The following is a 22584-nucleotide window of genomic DNA, read 5'->3' on the forward strand; positions in this document are numbered from 1 at the left end:
AGGTGTGAAGCAACCACGCATTCGCACCCAGATCCCGGAGGTCTCCATGTCCCACGCTAATGCCACGCTGACCCCGCGAGGGCGGCTGTACCTGGCCCGCTGCGTCGTCGAGGACGGTTGGCCGCTACGACGTGCTGCCGAGCGGTTCCAGGTCTCACCCACGACCGCGAAGCGGTGGGCCGATCGCTACCGCGAGCACGGTCCCTCAGCTATGGGCGACCGATCCAGCCGGCCACACCACTCGCCACGACGCACCAGCCGCCGGCTCGAGGCCAAGATCAAGCACCTGCGCACCACCAAACAACTCGGCCCGGTGCAGATCGCCGGCCGGCTCGACATGAACTCTTCCACGGTGGGACGGGTGATCGCGCGGCTTGGACTGCCCAAGCTGGTCGGGATCGATCGCGCCACCGGCCTGCCGGTCCGCCGTGACCCCGTGGTGCGCTACGAGCACCCGCACCCGGGCGATCTGGTCCACGTCGACATCAAGAAGCTCGGCAACATCCCCGACGGCGGCGGCTGGCGCATCCACGGCCGCAGCCAGGGCGGGGTGAACAGCCAGGCGCACCGCGACCCGGACCGGCCCCGCAAGGTCCACGGCCGACCGAACCTGGGCTACGCCTACATCCACACCGCGATCGACGACCACACCCGACTGGCCTACTGCGAGATCCACGCCGACGAGCAGGGCGCCACCGCGGCCGGGTTCTGGCGTCGAGCCGTGGCGTGGTTCAACGCCATCGGCATCCACATCCGTCGAGTGCTGACCGACAACGGCTCCTGCTACCGCTCACGCACGTGGGCCGTGGCCATTGACGAGACCGGATGCCGACACAGCCGCACCCGTCCGTACCGACCTCAAACCAACGGCAAGGCAGAACGCTTCAACCGCACCCTGCTCACCGAGTGGGCCTACGCCAAGCCGTACTCCAGCGAGACCGCCCGACGACGGGCCTTGCCAGCCTGGCTGCACATCTACAACCATCACCGTGCACACAGCTCACTCGCAGGCCACCCGCCCATCAGCCGCGTGACCAACCTGCCGGGTCAGTACAGCTAGCCCCCCCGGACGCCGTGTCCCCTCCCTCGGGTGGCGGCACATCGCACGCCCGGCACCCATTCAGGCGCGATCTGCCGCCACCCAGCGCCGTACGACCACGACGGTGGCGGCACATCGCACGCCCAGCACCGCCTCACCCGCGATCTGCCGCCACCCAGCGCCGTACGACCATGACGGCGGAGCGGCCGGTCGTCCTAGCGGCGCACGAGCACCCGCGGCGTCGTGAGCAGGCGCGTCGGGAGCGCCGCCGACGATCGCAGGTGGATGTTCTGCAGCAGCCCGAGCGCGAGCATGACGGCGGAGCGGCCGGTCGTCCTAGCGGCGCACGAGCACCCGCGGCGTCGCGAGCAGGCGCGTCGGGAGCGCCGCCGACGAGCGCAGGTGGATGTTCTGCAGCAGCCCGAGCGCGAGCATGACGGCGAACATCGACGTCCCGCCGTACGACACGAAGGGCAGCGGGACGCCGGTCACCGGCATGATCCCCAGGCACATGCCGATGTTCTGGAAGGCCTGGAAGCCGAACCAGCAGGCGATGCCCGCGGCGGCGATGCGCCCGAACATGTCGTCGGTGTCGGCCGAGATCGCCAGCGCACGCCAGATGACGATCGCCAGCAAGGCGATCACCAGCCCGGCGCCGACCAGCCCGAGCTCCTCACCGGCGACGGTGAAGATGAAGTCGGTGTGCTGCTCGGGCACGAAGCCGGAGCGGGTCTGGGAGCCGTCGAAGAGCCCCTGCCCGAAGAGGCCACCGTTGCCGACCGCGATCCGCGCCTGCTCCGTGTTGTAGCCCGCGCCCCGCGGGTCGAGGCCCGGGTTGGTGAACGCCATGAAGCGGTCGACCTGGTAGGACTTCAGCACCCCGAGGCTGACCGCCAGCGCCGCGCCGGCGATGCCGGTCACGGTGAGGCCGATCAGCCAGCGCCGGTCGGCGCCGGAGACGGCGAGCACGCCGAAGACGATCGCCGAGAGCACCAGCATCGTGCCGAGGTCGGGCTGCAGCATGATCAGGGCCGCGGGCACGCCGGCGATGGCGAGCATCCCCACGACCTCGGTGGTGCGTACGCCGCGGCGCCAGCGTCCCTCGGTCCGCTCCGCCACCAGCAGGGCCATGCCGACCACCACCGACAGCTTCGCGAACTCCGACGGCTGGATCGACATCCCGCCGAGCTGGAGCCAGGAGCGGGAGCCGTTGATGGTCGAGCCGGCGACCAGCACGAGGGCGAGCCCCACGATCGAACCGAGGTAGAAGACCGGCGCCATGATCCGCACCCAGCGGTGGTCGGTGGCCATCACGATGACCATCAGCACGATCCCGATGGCCACGTTGACGAGCTGCTTGGTGAGGTAGGCCGTGGTCTCGCCGCCGGTCAGGTCCTCGCGGGTGGAGGTGGCCGACCACACGAGGAGCGTGCCGAGGAAGATCAGCGCGAGGGCCGCGACCATCAGCAGCCAGTCGAGGCCGGGCGCCTTCAGCGGCGTACGGCGCGAGGCGGGTGCGGTCACGGCTTCTCCTTCACCGGCGGGAGGATCGAGCCGTCGTCGAGGAACGTCGGCAGGGTCTTCGGTGCGACCAGGCCGGGGATCGCCTCGTCGGCGGGCTTCACCGCCTCGCCGTCGATGCCGTAGAGCGCCTCCCAGACCTTGCGGACGCCCTCACCGACCGAGCCGGACCCGGTGCCGGCCTGGCTGAGCATCATCACGACGACGTAGTCGTCGGTGTAGGAGGCGACCCAGCCGGTCGACTGCTTGCCGTAGACCTCGGCCGAGCCCGTCTTGGACCGCACGACGACGTCGTCGAGCGGGAAGCCGCCCATCTTCCAGGCCATGGTCCCGACCCGGGTCACGCCCTTGAGGGACTCGTCGATGTACTCCATGTCCTTCTTCGGCACCTTGACGTTGCCGACCTTGGCCGGGGTGAACCGGCGCAGCACCTCGCCGCTCGGGCTGACCAGCGCCTTCGCGACGGTCGGGGCGAAGAGGGTGCCGCCGTTGGAGATCGCGGCGTAGCCGCGGGCGAGCTGGAGCGGGGTGACGATGGTGTCGCCCTGGCCGATGGCGAAGTTGGCGGCGTCGCCGGCGCGGTAGGCGTAGCCCTCGACGCAGAACTCACGCGCGAACTTGTAGACGAAGTCGCTGGTCTCGGCGTCCTGCGGCTTGTCGGCGATGCCGCAGTAGAAGTCCTTCATCGAGTCGTAGTAGGCCCGCTTCCAGCTCCGGTCCGCGATCCGGCCGGGCGCCTCGCCGGGCACGTCGATGCCGGTGCGGCTGCCGAAGCCGAAGTTCTTGGCCTCCGCGACGAGCGGGTCCTTGGCGTCGACGTTGCCCTCGTCGCTGCCGTACTGCTGCCAGTACTTGTAGCCGATCTGGAAGAAGAAGGTGTTGCAGGAGACCTCGAGCGCCTTCGCGAACGTCACGGGCCCGCCGATCGCGGACGACTCGTGGTTGTGGAAGACGCGGTTGCCGATCTGCACGCCCGAGGGGCAGGTCAGCGTGCTGTCGGTGCGGTAGCCGTTCTTGAGCGCACCGGCGGTCATGAACGGCTTCCACGTCGAGCCGGGGGCGAACTGGCCCTGCGTGGCCCGCGAGAGCAGCGGCGTGCCGGCCTTCTCGGAGTAGAGCCGCTCGAGCTCGCTGCTGCTGATCCCGCCGACCCAGACGCCGGGGTCGTACGTCGGCTGGCTGGCCATCGCCACCACCCGGCCGGTCTTCGCCTCGAGCACGACGGCCGCACCGGAGTCGGCGACGTAGTTGCGCCCGGTGACCTTGTCGAACTGGGTGCGCTGGAAGAGCATCCGCTCCTTGAGCGCGCGCTCGACCGCTGACTGCACCTTGGCGTCGATGGAGGTGACCAGGGTGTCGCCGGGCGTCGACTCGACCGTGCTGTCGTCGCCGAGGACGCGCCCCATCGAGTCGACCGCGACCCGGCGGTAGCCCGGGAGCCCGCGCAGCCACGCGTCGTACTGCTTCTCGATGCCGGCCCGCCCGACGCTCGAGGCGCCGTTGAGGGACTCGTCGTCGGCGTCCTGCGCGGCGTCGAGCTCGTCCTCGGTGATGGGGCTGAGGTAGCCCAGGACGTGGGCGAGGTTGACGCCGAAGGGCTCGGGGTAGGCGCGGACGCTCTGCTGCTCGGCGACGACGCCGGGGTAGTCCTCGGGCTGCTCGAGGATGCGCAGCGCGACGTCCTTGTGCACGTCGCTGGCGACCGGCACGGGCTGGTACGGCGAGCCGTTCCAGCAGCTGCCACGGACGCTGCCCTCGTTGCCGCAGGTGATCAGACGCTTCTCGACGGCCTCGGGCTTCTCGCCCACCACCACGGACACGCGGCGCACCAGCTCGGTGCGCTGCCGCTCCCCCAGCTTGGCCAGGATGTTGCGGTCGATGGAGATCACCCAGGACGTGCGGTTGGCGACCAGCGGCCGGCCCTGGTCGTCGACGATCAGGCCGCGCTGCGGCTGCACGACGATGTCTCGCACCGACTGGTTGGCGGCCTGTGCCTGATAGCCCTCGCCGCCGACGACCTGGAGGTAGTAGAGGCGGACGAACAGGGTCGCGAAGAGCGAGAAGACGAGCGCCTGCACGACGACGAGGCGCAGTCGGCTGCGCTGCGAACCGGTGACGGCCATCAGGTGGTCGCCAGTCTCGGGTCGAGTGACGAGAAGACCTTGAGGAGGGGCGGCAGCACGAACGGGGTGAGGAGGACGTCCCACAGCACGGCCACGGCGATCACCTCGAGCAGGTGCGGCACCGAGCCGCCGTCGCCGAGGAAGAGCCCGCTCAACGCGAAGATGGAGGTGCCGACGAAGGAGGCCGCCGCGACCGTGGCCACGACGGCCGCGGCCGTGGGCTTCACGTCCTGGCGCACGCGGGCGGCGAGGAACGCCACGACGGTGAGCGCGAGCGCCCAGCGTCCGGCGACGTGGTCGGCGGGCGGGACGAGGTCGAGCAGCACGCCGGCAGTGAAGCCGAGCAGCATGGCGGACGGTGCGTCGAGGGTGAGCGCGGCACCGACGACGACCAGCAGGCACAGGTTCGGCACGATGCCGTGCCAGGCGACGTGCGGGAACAGTGACACCTGGAGGACCAGGGCGATGGCGACCGCGACGATCGCGACGAGCAGCCGGGCGCGGGTCATCGGGGCCCCCGCGGAAGCGCGAGTGCAGCGAGCGATCTCGTGGGGTGGTTCATCGCAGCGCCCCGTCCGCCTCGATCACGGCGCGGTCGCTGGTCGTCCCGGTGGGGACCATCACCCCGACGACGTCGAGGGCCGAGAAGTCCACGAACGGCTCGATCACGGCGCGCTGCGACGTCTCGCGCAGGCTTGAGTAGACGTCGGTGACGCGCCCGACGGGCACGCCCGCCTCGTACGGTCCTCCCGAGCTGCCCCAGGTGACGACCGTGTCGTGCTTGGCCGGGACGACGGCGTCGTCGACGAGTCGCAGCTCGAGCTCGTCACCCGCGGGCGAGTCGTCGGTGCCGTGCACGAAGCCGATCTCCATGCTGGAGCCGACGCGGCCGCCGACGATCGACTCGGGGTCGGTGATCAGGAGCACCGTGGCGGTGGTGCGGGTGACGCGCAGGACCCGCCCGACGAGGCCGTCGTTGTTGACGACCGTCATGTCGGGCCCGATGCCCGACGACGACCCGGCGTCGATCGTGACCGTCTTGCTGAAGGTCTGTGAGGACGCGTAGGCCACCACGCGGGCCGGCACCAGCGCCTGGCCGAGGTTCTCGGCCGACTGGGTCAGGCCGTCGTACTCCTCGAGCCGGTTCTTCTCGAACCCGGCCGAGGCGACCTGGCTGCGCAGGTCGGAGTTCTCGGCCTCGAGGTCGCGGATCTCGTCGCTGAGCGAGCCCTTCGTGCGGAACCACGTCGGCACCGCGGTGAAGGGTCGCACGGCGGCGGCGGTCGCGGCCTCCACCGGCCCGAAGGCCTCGCCGAGCGCGCGGCGGGCGGGCTCGACGGGTGAGTCGGTGCCGCCGTGGAAGTCGAGGGTGATCAGGGTGACGCTGGCCAGCACCAGCGCGACGAGGAGCGAGCGCGGCGGACGGTTGCGCGACTCGAGCCGGTCGAGCCCGCGCCACCGACGCTCGCGGCCGCTGCTCGTGCCGCCTCCCCCCAGGCCGGCCATCAGAACCGCCGTACGTCGGAGACGAGGACCTGCTGGAGCGCCTCGAACTCCTCGACGCACTTGCCGGCACCGAAGGCCACGCTGGAGAGCGGGTCCTCGGCGACGTGGACCGGCATGCCCGTCTCGTGGCGCAGGCGCTCGTCGAGGCCGCGGAGCAGGGCGCCTCCGCCGGTGAGGACGATGCCGCGGTCCATGATGTCGCCGGCCAGCTCGGGCGGGGTCTGGTCGAGGGTGGTGCGGACGGCGTCGATGATGTTGTGGATCGGCTCCTCGATGGCCTGGCGCAGCTCGGCGCTGGAGACGACGACGGTGCGGGGCAGGCCCGAGACCATGTCGCGGCCGCGGATCTCGGCCTCCGGCTCGCTGGGCAGCGGGAAGGCCGAGCCCAGGGTCAGCTTCATCTCCTCGGCGGTGCGCTCCCCGAGCATCAGGGAGTACTCCTTCTTCATCCACGCGATGATCGACTGGTCGATGTCGTCGCCCGCGGTGCGCACGCTCATGCTGGTGACGATGCCGCCGAGGCTGATCACTGCCACCTCGGTGGTGCCCCCGCCGACGTCGACGATCATGTTGCCGGTGGCCTCGTGCACGGGCAGGCCGGCGCCGATCGCCGCCGCCATCGGCTCCTCGACGATGTAGACGCGCCGGGCCCCGGCCTGGTAGCCGGCCTCCTTCACCGCGCGCTGCTCGACGGCGGTGATGCCGCTCGGGACGCAGATGACCATGCGCGGCTTGGCCATGTAGCGGCGGCGGTGCACCTGCTGGATGAAGAAGCGCAGCATCTGCTCGGTCGCCTCGAAGTCGGCGATCACACCGTCCTTGAGCGGACGGATGGCGGTGATGTTGTCGGGGGTGCGACCGATCATCCGCTTGGCCTCGTGGCCGACCGCGAGCACCTCGCCGGTCGTCGTGTTCATCGCCACGACGGACGGCTCGTCGAGCACCACGCCCTTGCCGCGGACGTAGACCAGCGTGTTGGCGGTGCCGAGGTCCACGGCCATGTCGCGGCCGATGAAGCCCGCCGTCGTGCTGCTCAGTGCCATGCGCGATGCCTCGCAGGAGTTGCGTGGGGTGAACGGGGAAGGTGGGTAGGAAACCCTCGGCCCCCGACCCACGGCTCAGGGTAGGTAGCGCGCGCACCCGTTCCCGGGAGGACACGCGGGGTCAGCGGACGCGACCGAGGTGCAGCGCCGCGAGCATCAGGGGCGTGATCGACTGCGCGTCGCGGATCTCGCCGTCGCGGATCATCGCCATCACGGCCGACCAGGGCTCGCGGCGTACGGCCCGGATGCCCTCCTCCCGCCGGTGGCTCGCCCCGTCGTCCTCGGCACGGCTCAAGCCACGGGCGAGGAAGGCGAACTCCGGGGCGGCGGCCATGCCGTTGAGCGAGTCGTAGGACCCCAGCGGCGTCCACGACGACGCGACGAGCCCCGTCTCCTCGGCCAGCTCACGGCGCGCCGCGACGAGCGGGTCCTCGCCGTCGGTGTTGCCCGCCGGGATCTCGATCGACCACCGCTGCGTGGTGTAGCGGAACGTCTCGATGAGCACGACCTCGTCGTCGTCGCCGAGCGCGACGACGAAGGAGGCGGGGTGGCGCGGGTGCAGCACCCCGAACAGGCCGGGCTCGCCGTCGGGCCGGATGATCCGGCTCTCGCGCACCTCGATCCAGGGGTTCTCGTAGGCCACCCGGCTCTCGAGTGTCCGGTAGCCGCCGTCCTCCTCGCTCACCGCGTCAGCGTCGCACAGACACCCGCTCAGAAGACGCAGGTGGCCGGGCCGGCGTCGAGCACGCGGTCCCGGTCGAGGCGCAGCAGCCGTGGCACCAGCGCACCGCCGGGGTCGCGGTACGGCGCTGCGCTGGCCTCGCTGACCGTCCAGATCGAGTCCCGGGTCACCACGGTCCCCTCGGCGCCAGGCACGAAGTCGCGGATGCGGGACCCGGCGTGGATCCGGCCGCACGAGATGCGCGAGGAGACGTGCCACGCCCGGCCCGCGGGCGAGAACGCGAGGCCCTGGAGCCGCGGGGGGACCCTGCTGGCGCCGGTCATCGCCACCTGCCCGCGACCGGTCGCGGTCTCGACGAGCTCGGTCGCCCCGCTTGCGAGCACCGACGCCTCGGCGTACGACCTGGCTTGACCGGGCCCGTTCGGGCGGTAGCCGGCGATCACGATCTCGCCGTCGTGGGCCGCGATCGTCGAGCCGCGCACCTCGTCGGCGAGGTCCCAGACGCGGCGGACCTGGTCCGGGCGGCCGATGCGGTCGGGGTCGAGCAGCCACAGCCGACTGGTCTGGACGACCCACAGGCCGGCGTCGGTGAGGGCGGCTCCCCCGCCGTGGCGGCAGGTCGGGGACCCGTCGCGGGCGTCCAGCGTGCCGGTGAAGGCGTTGGTGCGGCCGGAGGGCAGGTCGATGACCGCTACCTGGCAGAGCTTGCTCCCCACCGCGCCGGCGCGATGGCCGACGACGAAGGCACGCCGACCCTCGATGGCGAGGCCCTGCGGGACGAAGCCGTCGGCGAGGTCGAGCCACCAGGCCTGGCAGACGGCGTCGGCGACGGGGTGGTCGCGCAGGCTGCCGTTCGGCTCACCGGGTTCCGGGCCGCGGACGTCGGTGTAGGAGACGCCGTCGCAGGTCGGCGCCGCCGAGCGGTCGTCAGCGGTGGTCTGCAGCGTGCAGGCACTCGGCGCCAGCAGGAGAGCCAGCGTGGCGAACGCCCGCCGCGGCGTCACGCGAGCTCGGAGAACCAGATCCCGATCTCGCGGGCCGCGGACTCGGGGGCGTCGGAGCCGTGGACAATGTTCTGCTGGACCTTCAGGCCCCAGTCGCGACCGAGGTCGCCGCGGATCGTGCCGGGCGCGGCGACGGTCGGGTCGGTGGCGCCGGCCAGCGAGCGGAAGCCCTCGATGCAGCGCTCGCCCTCGATCACCATGGCGGCCACCGGGCCGGAGAGCATGAACTCGACGAGCGGCTCGTAGAACGGCTTGCCCTGGTGCTCCTCGTAGTGCTCGGCGAGCAGCTCCGGCGTCGCCGTACGCAGCTCGAGGGCGACGAGGGTGTAGCCCTTCGCCTCGATGCGCCGGACCACCTCACCGGTGAGGCCGCGGCGGACGCCGTCCGGCTTGACAAGGACAAGGGAGCGCTCGGTCATGGCCGCAGCCTAGCGACCGTCGCCGCTGACGAGATGAGCGCGTCAGGGGTTCTCGGCGCGGTACGCCGCCCAGGCGGCCGCCTTCTCGCGCTCGATCTTGCGCCCGAGGTGGTCGGCGGTCGCCCACAGCGCCGCGAAGATGCCGCCGAGGAGGAACATCAGCGGGATGACGAACCCGAGCGCGAGGGCGGCGACCTGCACGGCGTAGCCCGCGGCGTACGCCCACGACGCCCGCAGCATGCCCGCCAGCAGCAGGCAGACCACCGCCAGGCCGAGCCCGACGAACAGTGCGGTGCCGACGGACACGTCGGCGATGGTGATCATCACCGGCGTCGTCAGGCCGATCGTGATCGCCTCGAGGCACAGCACCGCGGCGCACATGCCGCGGCGCGGCGAGCGTTCGGTGTTCTGCGGCGCCGGCGCCTCCGACTCGCCTGCCTCGCTCACGCCCGCCGACCCGTCAGCATCGTCCGCGCCTCGCCGACGGTGACGACCGACCCGGTGACGAGCACCGCCCCCGCACCCAGCGCGTCGCCGAACGCCTGGCCGGCCTCCGCGAGGGCGGCGGCGCGATCGATCGCCTCGGCCAGCCCGGCCACGACCGTGACCCGGTCCTCGCCGAAGACCTCGACGGCAGCACGGCCCAGCTCGGCGGCGGTCATCGAGCGGTCGCTGGAGTTCTGGGTGCAGATCAGGTGCTCGACGTGGGGCTCGAAGGCCGCGAGCACGCCGTCGGCGTCCTTGTCCCCCATCACGCCCATGACGCCGATCAGCGGCGAGAAGTTGAAGGAGTCCTCCAGCGCCCGGGCCGTGGCCTCCGCGCCGTGCGGGTTGTGGGCGGCGTCGAGCAGGATGGTCGGGCTGCGCCGGATGACCTCGAGCCGGCCGGGACTGGTGACCTCGGCGAAGGCGGCCCGCACGAGGTCCTCGTCCAGGGGCGCGCCGCTGCCGAAGGCCTCCACCGCGGCGAGGGCCACGGCGGCGTTCTGGGCCTGGTGGGCGCCGTACAACGGCAGGAAGATCTCGTCGTAGCGCGCGTGCAGCCCCTGCAGGCTGACGACCTGCCCACCGATGGCCGGCACGCGCGAGACGACACCGAACTCCATGCCCTCGCGGGCCACCGTGGCGCCGACCTCGACCGCCCGCTCCAGCAGCACGGCGGCCACGTCGGGCGTCTGCTCGGCGAGGATCGCGAAGCTGCCGGGCTTGATGATGCCGGCCTTCTCGTGGGCGATGACGGCGGGCGTGTCGCCGAGGTACTTCGCGTGGTCGACGGCGATCGGCAGCACCACGGCGACGTCGGCGTCGGCGACGTTGGTGGCGTCCCAGCTTCCCCCCATGCCGACCTCGACGACCGCCACGTCGACCGGCGCGTCGGCGAAGGCGGCGTAGGCCATCCCGACGATGGTCTCGAAGAAGGAGAGCGGGTGCTCCTGGTCGGCGTCGACGAGGTGGGTGAAGGCCGCGACGTCGTTGAAGGCCCGCACGAACCCCTCGTCGTCCAGCGGCTCGCCGTCGATGCTGATCCGCTCGCTCATCCGCTCGAGGTGGGGGCTGGTGAAGCGGCCCGTGCGCAGGTCGAGCGAGCGCAGCAGCGTCTCGATCATCCGGCTGGTGGACGTCTTGCCGTTGGTCCCTGTCAGGTGGACCACCCGGAACGAGCGCTGTGGCTCGCCGAGGAGCTCGGTGAACGCGCGGATCCGGTCGAGGCTCGGCTCGAGCTTGGTCTCGGGCCAGCGGGACAGCAGGGCGTCCTCGACCTCGTCGAAGGTCTCGGCCGGGCGGGCGTCAGGCGTGTGCTCACTCATCTCGCGCCGAGTCTAGGGGCCCTCAGCAGCGGACCACCTTTCGCCACGGCCTGACCACCTCCAGCGCCGAGCCGTCGAGCGGGCGCACGCGGAACTGGTCGAGCGCGGCCTCCCACCGCGGGTCGGCGGTGCCGGTCACGTACATCGCCGAGCCCTGGTCGGCGTACACCAGGCCGTAGCGCTTCATGGCGACGACGATCGCCCGCGCGGCTCCGGTGTAGCGCGAGGTCGGGAAGGACTTCTTCAGGCGGAAGCGCAGGCCGTAGGCCGGCAGGTCGCGACCGGTGTTGCCGGACGGGCCGCAGTGGCGGGCGGGCCAGGTGTAGGCGGACCGGGCGTCCGGCAGCGTGAAGCGCAGCGCGTGCGTGATGTGCCCGGTGGCCGCCTCGTCGTAGCTCAGCAGGCCGGGGAGGATCGGCAGCCCCGCGGCGTCGGCCGACGTCCAGCGAGCGGGGCGCAGCCGGTTGGAGGACAGGTCCCAGCGCGCGGCGGCCGCGGCTCGCCACCCGACCACGGCCCCGGACCCGTCGCGCACCCGCTCGGCGGCGTACAGCTCGACCAGGTCGCAGGTCCCGCGGCGTACGGCGATGACGTGCCGGTCCCCCTCGTCGGGATCGGGGTCCGTGGCACTGCCGCCCTCGATCGCCGCGTCGGCCGGGATGAACACCGGACCCCGGTCGCTCTCGTCGCCGTAGTCCTCGCCGTCGACGCCGAACGACAGCGGCAGCAGGGGCTGGTCCTCGTCGACGACGTTGACCGGGATGCCGTAGTAGTCCTCGGTGGTGCCGAGGTCGAGGTGAAGCTCGGCGCCGGCGGCCTGCCGGGCGACGATCGCCTTCGACTGCTTCCAGAGGGGACGCCCGTCGATGCGCCGGTTCCACGGGTTGTCGGCCGGGAACACCGCGCACCCGCCGACCGTGTGGACGCCAGCCCGCTCAGCGGGCCTGGGAACGGGCCCGGAAACGGGCCTGGCAACAGGCGCCGCCGTGGCGGCCGACAGGCCCGCGGCGAGGAGGGACAGCGTGGTCAGGAGCAGGGTCGGACGCCGCACGGGCGGAGCCTAGACCCGCTCGGGCACCACCGGCCGAGCCTCAGACGACCCGCAGGTGGGCCATGTCGACGACGGGCCCATAGCCGAGCGCCTCGTAGATCTTGTTGGAGGTGGGGTTGGCCTGGTCGGTGAACAGGCACATCCGGCTGCCGTCCTCGAGCCCGCCGCGGGTCAGCTCGCCCACGACGTGGGAGGCGATGCCGCGACCGCGGTGCTCCCGCGGGGTGAACACCGGTCCGACGCGGGCGACGCCGTAGGACGGCAGGCTGCGACCGGTGAGGTGCGCGACCTCGCCGGAGGGCAGCTCCCAGAGCCACTGCGAGCCCTCGCGGATCCGCAGCAGCACGCTCTCGAGCGTGTTGTGCTCGCCGCTGTCCGGGTCGGGCTCGCGACCCGCCTGCTCGTCGGCCTCGACATGGAAGCGGGTGAACCAGTCGAGCACCAGCGCCGCGTCCTCCTCCGTGGCCTGCCGCAGGCGACCGGGCGGCGCGGCCGGGACCGTGACCTCGCGCGCCTCCCAGAGCCGGATGTGGTGGTCGACCTCCACCTCACCGCCCGCCAGCCGCGCGGTCTCGTCGGCCAGCACCTGCACGGCCGGCAGCGCGCCGTTGGCCCCGCCGAGGTGCTCGCCGCGCTGGTGCAACGCGACGGCCAGCGCCCGGGCCACCTCGTCGTCCATGGGCAGGCAGAAGGTCGGGTAGGGCTTGAACGGCGCGGTCCGCATGGCCGCACTCACCACGTCTCCCGCGTCGTCGCGGACCACGACCCACCACCGCTCGAACGGCGCGCCCACCTCGGCCCACGAGTCGATGCCGTCGGCGACCTCGCGGGCCGTGCGCTCACTCACCCCGGCGATCACGGTGCCCAGCACCGGGTCGGCGGCGAGCAGGTCACCGGCCGCGTCGAGGAACGCGGTGGGGTCGGCGAAGAACTCGAGCTGCATGCCGGCACGCTATGCGCGAGACGCAGGAGGTGGAACTCGTTTTCGCAGGTCGGAGCGCCGCTCCTAGACTGCCCGCATGACTGACACGACCCTCGAGCCCGAGTCCACGACGACGCCCGCACCGCGCGCCGTCGTCGTACCCGACAAGGCCGTGCTCGAAGGACTCGAGGCCACGTGGGCGGAGCGCTGGAAGGCCGACGGCACCTACCGCTTCGACCGGTCGGCCGCGCGCGCCGACGTCTACTCCATCGACACACCGCCCCCCACGGTGAGCGGCAGCCTGCACGTCGGGCACGTCTTCTCCTACACCCACACCGACCTGATCGCGCGCTACCAGCGGATGAACGGCAAGCACGTCTTCTACCCGATGGGCTGGGACGACAACGGCCTGCCGACCGAGCGCCGCGTGCAGAACTACTACGGCGTCCGGTGCGACCCGACGCTGCCGTACGACGCCGACTTCACGCCGCCGGAGAAGCCTGACCCCAAGAAGCAGGTCCCGATCAGCCGGCCGAACTTCATCGAGCTGTGCGAGGCGCTGGTCGAGGAGGACGAAAAGGTCTTCGAGTCGCTGTGGCGCACGCTCGGCCTCAGCGTCGACTGGGACGAGAACTACACGACGATCGGCGCCAAGTCGCAGAAGGTCAGCCAGACCGCGTTCCTGCGCAACTTCGCCCGCGGGGAGGCCTACCTCCAGGAGGCGCCGACCCTGTGGGACGTCACCTTCCAGACGGCCGTCGCGCAGGCCGAGCTGGAGGCGCGCGACTACCCCGGCGCCTACCACCGGGTCGCCTTCCACCGGCCCGACGGCACGCCGGTCCACATCGAGACCACCCGTCCCGAGCTGATCCCGTCCGTCGTGGCGCTGATCGCCCACCCCGACGACGAGCGCTACCAGGAGCTCTTCGGCACCACCGTGACCAGCCCGGTCTTCGGGGTCGAGGTCCCGGTCCTCGCCCACCCGGCCGCCGAGCCCGACAAGGGCGCCGGCATCGCGATGTGCTGCACCTTCGGTGACCTCACCGACGTCATGTGGTGGCGCGAGCTCAACCTGCCGGTCCGCACCCTGATCGGCCGCGACGGCCGGATGCTGCGCGAGACGCCCGAGTGGCTCTCGAGCGAGGCCGGCGTTGCGGCGTACGAGGAGCTCAAGGGCAAGACGACCTTCAGCGCCCGCGAGGCCGTCGTCGCCGCGCTGCGCGAGTCGGGCGACCTCGACGGCGAGCCGAAGGCGACCCAGCGGATGGCGAACTTCTACGAGAAGGGCGACAAGCCGCTCGAGATCGTCGCCACCCGTCAGTGGTACATCCGCAACGGCGGTCGCGAGGCCGAGGTCCGCGCCGAGATGCTCGAGCGTGCCGGCGAGGTCACCTGGATCCCGGCTCACATGAAGCACCGCTACGACAACTGGGTCGGTGGCCTCAACGGCGACTGGCTGATCTCGCGGCAGCGGTTCTTCGGGATCCCGTTCCCCGTCTGGTATCCCCTCGACGAGGCCGGCGACCCCGACTACGACCACCCGCTGCTGCCCCGCGAGGACGCACTGCCGATCGACCCGTCGACGCAGGCGCCCGAGGGCTACGACGAGGAGCAGCGCGGCAAGCCCGGCGGCTTCATGGGCGACCCCGACGTGATGGACACCTGGGCGACGTCCTCGCTCAGCCCGCAGATCGCCGGCGGCTGGCTGACCGACGAGGACCTCTTCGAGCGGGTCTTCCCCTACGACCTGTGCACCCACGCCCACGACATCATCCGCACCTGGCTGTTCAGCCGGGTGGTGCGCGCGCACTTCGAGCAGCACACCGCGCCGTGGCACACCGCCATGATCTCCGGCTTCATCGTCGACCCCGACCGCAAGAAGATGTCGAAGTCGAAGGGCAACGTGGTCGTCCCGACCGAGATCCTCGACAAGTACGGCGCCGACGCGGTCCGCTGGCGGGCCGCGCTGGGTCGCCCCGGCCTCGACTCCCCCTTCGACGAGTCGCAGATGAAGGTCGGGCGCCGACTGGCGATGAAGGTCCTCAACGCCTCGAAGTTCGTCCTGGGCAACGTCGGGGCCACCTCCCTCGACCACTTCGCCGTCAGCGCGCCGATCGACTGCGCCCTGCTCGGTCGTCTCGAGGTCGTGGTCCGTCGCGCCAGCGAGGCGTTCGAGGCCTACGACTACACCACCGCGCTCGAGGTCACCGAGAAGTTCTTCTGGGAGTTCTGCGACGACTACCTCGAGCTGGTCAAGGAGCGTGCGTACGACGAGGACGGCGGCTCGGCGACGGATTCGGCCAAGGCCGCCCTGGCCATCGCGCTGCACGTCCAGCTCCGGCTGCTCGCGCCGTTCCTGCCCTACGTGACCGAGGAGGTGTGGTCGTGGTGGCAGGACGGCTCGATCCACCACGCCGCCTGGCCGACGTCCGCCGACCTCGGCTCGGCCGCCGCGGCCGACCCGTCCGCCGTCTCGGCCGTCGCCGCCGCCCTGATCGGCGTCCGCGGCGCCAAGTCCAAGGCCAAGGTGTCGATGAAGGCCGAGCTCTCACGCGTGGAGATCACCGGTCCGGCGGCCCTCGTGGCCGGTGTCGAGTCCGCCGCCGACGACCTGCGGCGCGCGGGCAAGATCACCGGCGACCTGGTCTTCACCACCGACGAGTCGGCGCAGGAGATCTCGGTCGCGGCCGAGCTGGCCGAGGTGCCCGCCGCGGAGTGACCTCAGGCTGACCGGGTGCCGTCCCGCGCGGGCGGCAGACCGGTGGGCGGCCTGCGTCAGTCGTGGTCGGGGTCGCCGGCGTCACCGGTGTCGCCGACCGGCTCGCTGCTGACGGTCGGGCTGCTGGTGGGCGTGCCTGTCGGGTTGCCCGTGCCGTTGGGCGACTCGTCCGGGGAGCCCGTGGGCGACGCGGTCGGCAGCACGGTCGGGAGGCCGGTCGGCTCCGTCGTGGGCGTCTCGGTCGGCGTCGGGGTCGGGGTCGGGGTGGGCGTCGGGGTGGGCGTGGGGGTCGGCGCCGGCGTCGGGGTGGGCGACGAGGTCGGCGTCGGGGTCGGCGTCTGCGTGACGACCGTGCCGGGGTCCTGCTCGTTCTTGACGGCCTCGTCGACGGCCTTCTGCGCCGCCTTCGCCGCCGCGACGGCCTTGTCGGCGTTCTTCGCGGCTTTCACAGCCGCCTCCTGCGCCGCCGCCGCGTCCTCGGGCGGCGCGGACGCCGCGATCTGGGCGGCCTTGGCGGCGGCCTTGACCGCCTTCTGGGCGGCCTTGGCGGCGGCACGGGCCTTGTCGCGGAGCTCGTCGGTCGTGGGCTGCGCGCCCTCGCTGCCGGTGGTCTGCCCCGCGGTGGGCACGGTGGTCACCGGGGTGGTCGGCGTCGGCTGGCCGGTCGACGTCGTGGGCGTGCCGGGCGCGGTCGAGGGGTCCTCGGTGGCCGGCTGGCCGCTCGCATCGGTGGTCGGAGCCTCGGTCGTCGTGGGTGCGACACCGGGACCGGGGTCGGTCAGGGTGCCGGTCGGCTCGTCGCCGGCGGAGACGTCGGCCCCACCGCTGCCAAACCAGGGCATGGCGTCGCTGCGGATCCCATGGCCCAGCAGGACGGCGCACAGGATCGAGACCAGGACGAACGCCACCAGCGGACGCCTGTGCTCTGTGCTCACCCGAGACCCCTCTCCATCTGTGCGGTCCCACCCAGTCTGACGCGCTTTGTCGCCAACATCGTCCGATCGGGTCACAAATGGCTAGAAAGGACTACGTCCCGCATCCCCCGATCGGGTGGCGGGACGTGTCGCAGGCCACGACGCCTCAGGCGGACTTCTTCTTCTTCGACTCCGACTCGCGGGGCACGAGGGTCGGCGCCACGTCGTCCTCGACGACCTCGCGCGTCACGATCACCTTGGAGACGTCGTCGCGGGAGGGGACGTCGTACATCACGTGGAGGAGCACCTCCTCGATGATGGCGCGCAGGCCACGGGCGCCGGTGCCGCGCTCGAGCGCCTTGTCGGCGATCGACGCAATGGCCCCGTCGGTGAACTCCAGCTCGACGCCGTCGAGGTCGAAGAGCTTCTGGTACTGCTTGACCAGCGCATTGCGGGGCTCGGTGAGGATCTGCACGAGCGCCTCGTTGTCGAGCTTGCTGACGCTGGCGATGAGCGGGAGCCGGCCGATGAACTCGGGGATCAGGCCGAACTTGGTGAGGTCCTCGGGGCGCACCTGCGCCATCAGGTCGTCGGCCTCGCGCTCGGCCTCGCCGCGGACGTCCGCGGTGAAGCCGAGGGTCTTCTTGCCGACCCGCTGCTCGACGATGTTCTCGAGACCGGCGAAGGCGCCGCCCACGATGAACAGGATGTTGGTCGTGTCGATCTGGATGAACTCCTGGTGCGGGTGCTTGCGACCACCCTGCGGCGGCACCGAGGCGGTCGTGCCCTCGAGCATCTTCAGCAGGGCCTGCTGCACGCCCTCGCCCGACACGTCACGGGTGATCGAGGGGTTCTCCGCCTTGCGGGCCACCTTGTCGATCTCGTCGATGTAGATGATGCCCGTCTCGGCCTTCTTGACGTCGTAGTCGGCGGCCTGGATGAGCTTGAGGAGGATGTTCTCGACGTCCTCGCCGACGTAGCCGGCCTCGGTGAGGGCGGTGGCGTCGGCGATGGCGAACGGCACGTTGAGCATGCGCGCCAGCGTCTGGGCGAGGTAGGTCTTGCCGCACCCGGTCGGGCCGATGACCAGGATGTTGGACTTGGCGACCTCGACCACCTCGTCCTTGGTGTGCTTGCCCGCGACGGGCTGGAGGCCGGCCTGGACGCGCTTGTAGTGGTTGTAGACCGCGACGGCGAGCGCCTTCTTGGCGTGCTCCTGGCCGATGACGTAGGAGTTGAGGAACTCGAAGATCTCGCGCGGCTTGGGCAGCTCGTCGAGGCTGACCTCACCACCGTCGGCGAGCTCCTCCTCGATGATCTCGTTGCAGAGCTCGATGCACTCGTCGCAGATGTAGACGTTGGGTCCTGCGATGAGCTTCTTGACCTGCTTCTGGCTCTTGCCGCAGAAGTTGCACTTCAGCAGGTCGCCGCCGTCACCGATTCGAGCCACGGGTTGATCCTCCGGTCCTGCCGGGTCGGGGCCCCGGCCTTACGAGCTGCCTTGCAAACTCCCTGACGGTACCCCGTGCCGACCCCCGCCGGGGGCCGGACACGAGGCATGTTGACTCCATGATGCGCGAGCTACCTCGTGAGGGCGGGCGCGGCCTTGCGGGACTCGAGGACCGCGTCGATCAGGCCGTACTCGACCGCCTGCTCGGAGGTGAGGATCTTGTCGCGCTCGATGTCGCGGCTGACCTCCTCGACGTCCTTGCCGCTGTGGTCGGAGAGCATCTTCTCCAGCAGCTCGCGCATCCGGATGATCTCGTTGGCCTGGATCTCGAGGTCGGAGATCTGGCCGCCCGTGCCCTCGGTGTAGGGCTGGTGGATCAGGATCCGGCTGTTGGGCAGCGCGAGACGCTTGCCCGGCGCGCCGGCCGCGAGCAGGACGGCGGCGGCGGAGGCGGCCTGGCCCAGGCACACGGTCTGCACGTCCGGCTTGATGAAGCGCATCGTGTCGTAGATCGCGGTCAGGGCCGTGAACGAGCCGCCGGGGCTGTTGATGTAGATGCTGATGTCCTGGTCGGGGTTCATGGACTCCAGGGACAGCAGCTGGGCCATCACCGCGTTGGCGATGTCGTCGCTGATCGGGGTGCCGAGGAAGATGATGCGGTCCTCGAACAGCTTGGTGTAGGGGTCGATGCGGCGGACGCCGTAGGACGTGCGCTCTTCCCACTGCGGGATGTAGTAGTTCATCGCTCAGTCCTTCGTGTGGGCGGGGCGGCCCTCGTCGGCGGCCTCACGCGAGTTGGTGATGACCTTGTCGATCAGGCCGTACTCCAGCGCCTGGGACGGGGTGAACCACCGGTCCCGGTCGGAGTCGCGCTCGATCTCCTCGATCGTGCGGCCGGTGTGGTGGGCGATGAGCTCGCCGAGCTGCTTCTTCAGCAGGAGGCTCTGCTGGGCCTGGATCTTGATGTCGGAGGCCGAGCCGCCGATCCCGCCCGAGGGCTGGTGCATCATGATCCGCGCGTGCGGGAGGGCGTAGCGCTTGCCCGTGGTGCCGGCGCACAGCAGGAACTGGCCCATCGAGGCGGCCAGGCCCATGCCGACCGTCGCCACGTCGTTGGGGATGTAGTTCATGGTGTCGTAGATCGCCATGCCGGCGTCGACGGAGCCACCGGGGCTGTTGATGTGCAGGAAGATGTCGGCATCGGGATCCTCGGCCGAGAGCAGCAGCAGCTGGGCGCAGATCGCGTTGGCGTTCTGGTCGCGGACCTCGGAGCCGAGGAACACGATCCGCTCGCGGAGCAAGCGCTGGTAGATGTGGTCGTCGAGGCCGTAGGCCGCCATGCCACCGTTCATCTCGGGCGAGAGTGCTGGGCTGGAGTTCTGGTTCACGCGAGCGACACTAGCCCGAAGCAGGGACAGTTCCACGCGTAATCCACCCCTGTTCGCCCACAGCGCACAGCGCGTCGGCCGGGCCCGTCCGGCACCGGTCTCAGGCCAGCCACCTCGTCAGGGCGGCACCGACCCGGGCGTCGTTGAGGAGGTCGAAGTGGTGGCCGCGCAGGTGCAGCACCTCGGCCCCCGGGAACAGGTCGCGACCGCGCCGGTCCCGCCCCAGCGCCGAGTCGCGGCGCACCAGAAGGTCGCCGAGGAACGCGCCCGCCGGGTGCCGGGCCGAGGTGGTCACGGTCGCCGAGACGAGTGCGTAGCGGGCGTGCGGCAACGCCGCGACGTCCTCGTCGAGCCCCTCGATCAGGTCGTCGACTCCCGCCGAGCGCTGGTCGAGGACCCGCCCGAAGCCAGCCACCTCGGGGACGCGGGCGAGCAGGCCGCTGCCGTGCCTGACCGCTCGGGCGAGCGGCGCGCCCAGGTGCGGCGTGCCGAGCGTGACGACCACGCCGACGCGGTCGCGCCAGGTCCACTCCCCCTGCACGGCCGAGGCCGCCCGGATCACGAGGCCGCCCATCGAGTGGCCGACCAGAGCCACCTCGTCGACCTCGGTGGGCCAGAGCGCGACGAGCCGTTCGAGGAGCGCCGCGAGGGCGGCGCCGTTGGCGCGCACCGGCAGGCCCGTGTTGAGCCGGAGCAGCACCGGCGTCCACCCCCGCTCGGCCAGCTCCTCGGCGTACGTCGTCCCGCGGCGTGCCCTGCCCCGCTGCCAGGACACCTCGTCCTCGCACAGCCCGTGCACGAGCACCACGACCCGTCCGGTCGCGGTGGGGTACGCCGCCGCGAGCCCCTCGGAGGTCAGCGGCACGTCGCGTCCGACCACCCGGGCGGCCATCCGGGTCGCCAGGCGGGGTCGTTCGCGCTCGAGCCGGTCGCCGACGAGCCCGTTGGCGGCCGAGGTCAGGAACCGGCTCCGCGGGCCGGACCCCAGCGCCGGGCCGAGGTCGCTGCCGGCCGCCAGCCCGACACCGGCTCCCCGGACCGAGAGCCCGATCCCGGCGTACACCGAGCGCGCGATCGTCCGGTGGCCGCGTCCGGCGACCACCGCGGTCGGCCCCAGGGGTCCGTCGAGCAGGCCGTGCACGCGGTCGACCCAGGCGAGGTGGGTGTCGCGAGCCGTGTCGACGACGACCTCGTCCACCACCTGGGCGAGCAGGGAGAGGGCGTCGAGGAGCGTCGGCTCCGTGCGCGTGGTCATGGCGCGAGCCTAGCCAGTTCGGTGAACACCCGTGCACTGTGCGGTCCGAGAGGAGCGGGACAGTACGGTCTCGCCATGGCGACCCGTCTCCCGCTCTCGCCGGCCGCGGCGCTCGCCGCCGCCGGTCTCCGCTCCCGCGCGCGGGAGCGGCCGGACGTCACGACGCTGGCCCCACCCACCGGTCCGCCGACGGCGTGGACGTCGCTGGGCGAGCTCGGCTCGGCCCTGGGCGCGGTGCGTCTCGTGGGCGCCTCTCGCCGGCTCCGGTCGGCGCCACGCGGCGACGGACACGTCGTGGTGGACGTCCCGGGCTGGCGGGCGCCCGAGGTCACCGGGGCGCCGTTGCGCGCCTACCTCCGCCACCTCGGCCACGACGCCCGCGGGTGGGGCTTCGGCACCAACCTGGGCGACCCGCGCCGCGACGTCGAGCGCCTGTCCGAGCGCATCCTCGCGCTGGCCGACGGCACCGGCTCGCCCGTCGCCCTGGTGGGGTGGAGCCTCGGCGGGGTGATCGCACGCGAGGTCGCCCGTCAGCACCCGTCGGCCGTGCGCCGCGTGATCACCTACGGCACGCCGGTCGTCGGCGGACCGGCCTTCACCGCGGTCGCCCGGGCGTACGGCGACGACGGCGCCGCCGGACGCATCGCCGAGCGCCTCGACGTGGAGGCGCCGATCCGGGTGCCGCTGACCGCCGTGTTCTCCAGGCGTGACGGCATCGTCGCCTGGCAGGCGTGCATCGATCGCACGTCCCCGGACGTCGAGCACGTCGAGGTCGCCTCGACGCACCTCGCCATGGGCACCGACCCGGACGTGTGGACGATCGTCGCCGACCGGCTGGCGCGCACGGAGCGTTCCTGACTCGGCTGGGCCCGGTGCGGGCATGAGGTCGACCTACGGCACGGTGCGCTCCCGGCTCCGCACGTCGTCCACGCGCCTCTCTGCGTAGATGTCGCCGACCCGGGCCCGGGCGCGCCAGGGACGGGCGAGGTCGAGCGCGACGTGGAAGTCCGGGTCGTCGGTGTCGATGTCACCCACGACGAGGTCGCTCCCGGATGACACCTCGGCCAGGCAGCGTCCGTCCGGACCGATCAGGGCGGAGGCGAACAGCTCCCTCGTCTCCGCGGGGGCCGACAGCCCGACCCAGTAGCAGTTGATCGCGGCGTGCGCGCGGGCCTTGGTCGCGAAGACCGAGTCGACGGGATAGGCGGACAGCAGCACGCAGTCCACGCCCGCGCGCTCGTAGTCCGCGAACAGCTCGGGGAAGTTCACCTCGATGCACACCGCGACGCCGAACCTGAGGCCGTCGACCTCGAACACGACGGACTCGAAGCCCGGGGTGTAGAAGTCGCTGACCTCCGTGTGCGAGCACATCCGCTTGTCGTAGCGGTCGACGAGCTCCCCCCGGTCGGAGATGACGTACACGCTGTTGTGCGGGCGGTGGGGCGCACCCAGCCGGTGCGCCGACCCGAGCACGACCCAGACTCCGGCCTCGCGGGCAGCCGCACGGACCCGGTCGAGCTCGTCGTCGACCACCGCCCAGTCGACGTCGTCCCACGACCGGACCTGTGCCTTGGCGTACCCCGAGAGTGCGCCCTCCGGGAGCTGGACGAGCCGGGCCCCCTGCGCGGCCGCCGCGCGCACGACCGAACGGATGGTCGCGCCGTTGACCCGGGGGTCGGGGCTGATCGAGGACTGGGCGACGGCGACCCGCACGGACGGCATCGACGAACCCTCGCACAC

21 protein-coding genes are annotated in these 22584 nt (G+C 71.8%); 3 read left to right on the forward strand and 18 right to left on the reverse strand.

What is annotated here, in order from left to right:
- Positions 1-46 precede the first annotated feature (46 nt).
- A complete protein-coding gene (locus C7S10_RS10985) occupies positions 47-1060 on the forward strand; it encodes an IS481 family transposase (RefSeq protein ID WP_108344487.1) in 1014 nt (337 codons plus the stop codon).
- Positions 1061-1375: 315 nt separating this feature from the next.
- On the opposite strand, the gene rodA is transcribed toward C7S10_RS10985, so the two are convergent.
- The 12 genes from rodA to C7S10_RS11045 form a co-directional block, all read right to left on the reverse strand.
- Positions 1376-2563, reverse strand: a complete 1188-nt coding sequence (gene rodA / locus C7S10_RS10990) for a rod shape-determining protein RodA (RefSeq protein ID WP_243395316.1) — start codon at positions 2561-2563, stop codon at positions 1376-1378.
- On the reverse strand, positions 2560-4683 hold the full coding sequence (mrdA, locus tag C7S10_RS10995) for a penicillin-binding protein 2 (protein ID WP_108344488.1): 2124 nt from the start codon (positions 4681-4683) through the stop codon (positions 2560-2562). Before mrdA ends, rodA begins: the two co-directional genes overlap by 4 nt.
- Positions 4683-5192, reverse strand: a complete 510-nt coding sequence (gene mreD / locus C7S10_RS11000) for a rod shape-determining protein MreD (RefSeq protein WP_108344489.1) — start codon at positions 5190-5192, stop codon at positions 4683-4685. The genes mrdA and mreD overlap by 1 nt, the downstream gene beginning before the upstream one ends.
- A gap of 49 nt (positions 5193-5241) precedes the next feature.
- A complete protein-coding gene (gene mreC / locus C7S10_RS11005; RefSeq protein WP_108344490.1) occupies positions 5242-6189 on the reverse strand; it encodes a rod shape-determining protein MreC in 948 nt (315 codons plus the stop codon).
- A complete protein-coding gene (locus tag C7S10_RS11010; protein ID WP_108344491.1) occupies positions 6189-7232 on the reverse strand; it encodes a rod shape-determining protein in 1044 nt (347 codons plus the stop codon). Before C7S10_RS11010 ends, mreC begins: the two co-directional genes overlap by 1 nt.
- A 121-nt stretch (positions 7233-7353) precedes the next feature.
- Positions 7354-7917 carry an NUDIX domain-containing protein gene (locus C7S10_RS11015; protein WP_108344492.1) on the reverse strand — a complete coding sequence of 188 codons (564 nt, stop codon included), beginning with the start codon at positions 7915-7917 and terminating at the stop codon, positions 7354-7356.
- A gap of 26 nt (positions 7918-7943) precedes the next feature.
- Positions 7944-8918 (reverse strand): hypothetical protein, encoded by a 975-nt coding sequence (locus C7S10_RS11020; RefSeq protein WP_108344493.1) that lies wholly within the window; start codon positions 8916-8918, stop codon positions 7944-7946.
- Complete coding sequence (gene ndk / locus C7S10_RS11025) at positions 8915-9337, reverse strand: nucleoside-diphosphate kinase (RefSeq protein WP_108344494.1); 423 nt, start codon at positions 9335-9337, stop codon at positions 8915-8917. The genes C7S10_RS11020 and ndk overlap by 4 nt, the downstream gene beginning before the upstream one ends.
- A 42-nt stretch (positions 9338-9379) precedes the next feature.
- Positions 9380-9784 carry a DUF4233 domain-containing protein gene (locus C7S10_RS11030; RefSeq protein ID WP_243395317.1) on the reverse strand — a complete coding sequence of 135 codons (405 nt, stop codon included), beginning with the start codon at positions 9782-9784 and terminating at the stop codon, positions 9380-9382.
- Positions 9781-11145, reverse strand: coding sequence for a bifunctional tetrahydrofolate synthase/dihydrofolate synthase (gene folC / locus C7S10_RS11035; protein ID WP_108344495.1), 1365 nt, complete (start codon positions 11143-11145; stop codon positions 9781-9783). The genes C7S10_RS11030 and folC overlap by 4 nt, the downstream gene beginning before the upstream one ends.
- 22 nt (positions 11146-11167) lie before the next feature.
- Positions 11168-12196 (reverse strand): hypothetical protein, encoded by a 1029-nt coding sequence (locus tag C7S10_RS11040; RefSeq protein ID WP_133176491.1) that lies wholly within the window; start codon positions 12194-12196, stop codon positions 11168-11170.
- 40 nt (positions 12197-12236) lie between these two features.
- Positions 12237-13139, reverse strand: coding sequence for a GNAT family N-acetyltransferase (locus C7S10_RS11045; protein ID WP_108344497.1), 903 nt, complete (start codon positions 13137-13139; stop codon positions 12237-12239).
- A 76-nt stretch (positions 13140-13215) separates the two neighbouring features.
- Here C7S10_RS11045 and valS point away from each other — a divergent pair, with 76 nt between their 5' ends.
- On the forward strand, positions 13216-15837 hold the full coding sequence (gene valS / locus C7S10_RS11050) for a valine--tRNA ligase (RefSeq protein WP_108344498.1): 2622 nt from the start codon (positions 13216-13218) through the stop codon (positions 15835-15837).
- Positions 15838-15893: 56 nt separating this feature from the next.
- Here the strand turns inward: valS and C7S10_RS22205 are convergent, their stop codons facing one another.
- The 5 genes from C7S10_RS22205 to C7S10_RS11075 form a co-directional block, all read right to left on the reverse strand.
- Entirely contained in the window at positions 15894-16772 is an 879-nt protein-coding gene (locus C7S10_RS22205; protein ID WP_165807118.1) for a hypothetical protein, read from the reverse strand.
- Positions 16773-16917: 145 nt separating this feature from the next.
- Entirely contained in the window at positions 16918-18201 is a 1284-nt protein-coding gene (gene clpX, locus C7S10_RS11060) for an ATP-dependent Clp protease ATP-binding subunit ClpX (protein ID WP_108344499.1), read from the reverse strand.
- Between the two features lie 131 nt (positions 18202-18332).
- The gene (locus C7S10_RS11065; RefSeq protein WP_108344500.1) at positions 18333-18944 is read right to left on the reverse strand and encodes an ATP-dependent Clp protease proteolytic subunit; all 612 of its coding nucleotides are present in this window, start codon (positions 18942-18944) and stop codon (positions 18333-18335) included.
- A gap of 3 nt (positions 18945-18947) precedes the next feature.
- A complete protein-coding gene (locus C7S10_RS11070; protein ID WP_108344501.1) occupies positions 18948-19553 on the reverse strand; it encodes an ATP-dependent Clp protease proteolytic subunit in 606 nt (201 codons plus the stop codon).
- Between the two features lie 136 nt (positions 19554-19689).
- Positions 19690-20844, reverse strand: coding sequence for an esterase/lipase family protein (locus tag C7S10_RS11075; RefSeq protein WP_108344502.1), 1155 nt, complete (start codon positions 20842-20844; stop codon positions 19690-19692).
- 75 nt (positions 20845-20919) lie between these two features.
- On the opposite strand from C7S10_RS11075, the gene C7S10_RS11080 reads away from it, so the two are divergent.
- The gene (locus C7S10_RS11080) at positions 20920-21702 is read left to right on the forward strand and encodes an alpha/beta hydrolase (RefSeq protein WP_108344503.1); all 783 of its coding nucleotides are present in this window, start codon (positions 20920-20922) and stop codon (positions 21700-21702) included.
- A gap of 33 nt (positions 21703-21735) precedes the next feature.
- Here the strand turns inward: C7S10_RS11080 and C7S10_RS11085 are convergent, their stop codons facing one another.
- Entirely contained in the window at positions 21736-22566 is an 831-nt protein-coding gene (locus C7S10_RS11085; RefSeq protein ID WP_108344679.1) for a carbon-nitrogen hydrolase family protein, read from the reverse strand.
- Positions 22567-22584 lie beyond the last annotated feature (18 nt).

Origin of the sequence: Nocardioides currus (assembly GCF_003057875.1) — a bacterium.
Classification (GTDB): domain Bacteria; phylum Actinomycetota; class Actinomycetes; order Propionibacteriales; family Nocardioidaceae; genus Nocardioides; species Nocardioides currus.

Bases quoted from the DNA above. Each gene is read 5' to 3' on its own strand.
- C7S10_RS10985 (WP_108344487.1), top strand. From the start codon at position 47: ATGTCCCACGCTAATGCCACGCTGACCCCGCGAGGGCGGCTGTACCTG.
- mrdA (WP_108344488.1), bottom strand. From the start codon at position 4,683: ATGGCCGTCACCGGTTCGCAGCGCAGCCGACTGCGCCTCGTCGTCGTG.
- mreD (WP_108344489.1), bottom strand. From the start codon at position 5,192: ATGACCCGCGCCCGGCTGCTCGTCGCGATCGTCGCGGTCGCCATCGCC.
- mreC (WP_108344490.1), bottom strand. From the start codon at position 6,189: ATGGCCGGCCTGGGGGGAGGCGGCACGAGCAGCGGCCGCGAGCGTCGG.
- C7S10_RS11010 (WP_108344491.1), bottom strand. From the start codon at position 7,232: ATGGCACTGAGCAGCACGACGGCGGGCTTCATCGGCCGCGACATGGCC.
- ndk (WP_108344494.1), bottom strand. From the start codon at position 9,337: ATGACCGAGCGCTCCCTTGTCCTTGTCAAGCCGGACGGCGTCCGCCGC.
- folC (WP_108344495.1), bottom strand. From the start codon at position 11,145: ATGAGTGAGCACACGCCTGACGCCCGCCCGGCCGAGACCTTCGACGAG.
- C7S10_RS11045 (WP_108344497.1), bottom strand. From the start codon at position 13,139: ATGCAGCTCGAGTTCTTCGCCGACCCCACCGCGTTCCTCGACGCGGCC.
- valS (WP_108344498.1), top strand. From the start codon at position 13,216: ATGACTGACACGACCCTCGAGCCCGAGTCCACGACGACGCCCGCACCG.
- C7S10_RS11065 (WP_108344500.1), bottom strand. From the start codon at position 18,944: ATGAACTACTACATCCCGCAGTGGGAAGAGCGCACGTCCTACGGCGTC.
- C7S10_RS11070 (WP_108344501.1), bottom strand. From the start codon at position 19,553: ATGAACGGTGGCATGGCGGCCTACGGCCTCGACGACCACATCTACCAG.
- C7S10_RS11075 (WP_108344502.1), bottom strand. From the start codon at position 20,844: ATGACCACGCGCACGGAGCCGACGCTCCTCGACGCCCTCTCCCTGCTC.
- C7S10_RS11080 (WP_108344503.1), top strand. From the start codon at position 20,920: ATGGCGACCCGTCTCCCGCTCTCGCCGGCCGCGGCGCTCGCCGCCGCC.
- C7S10_RS11085 (WP_108344679.1), bottom strand. From the start codon at position 22,566: ATGCCGTCCGTGCGGGTCGCCGTCGCCCAGTCCTCGATCAGCCCCGAC.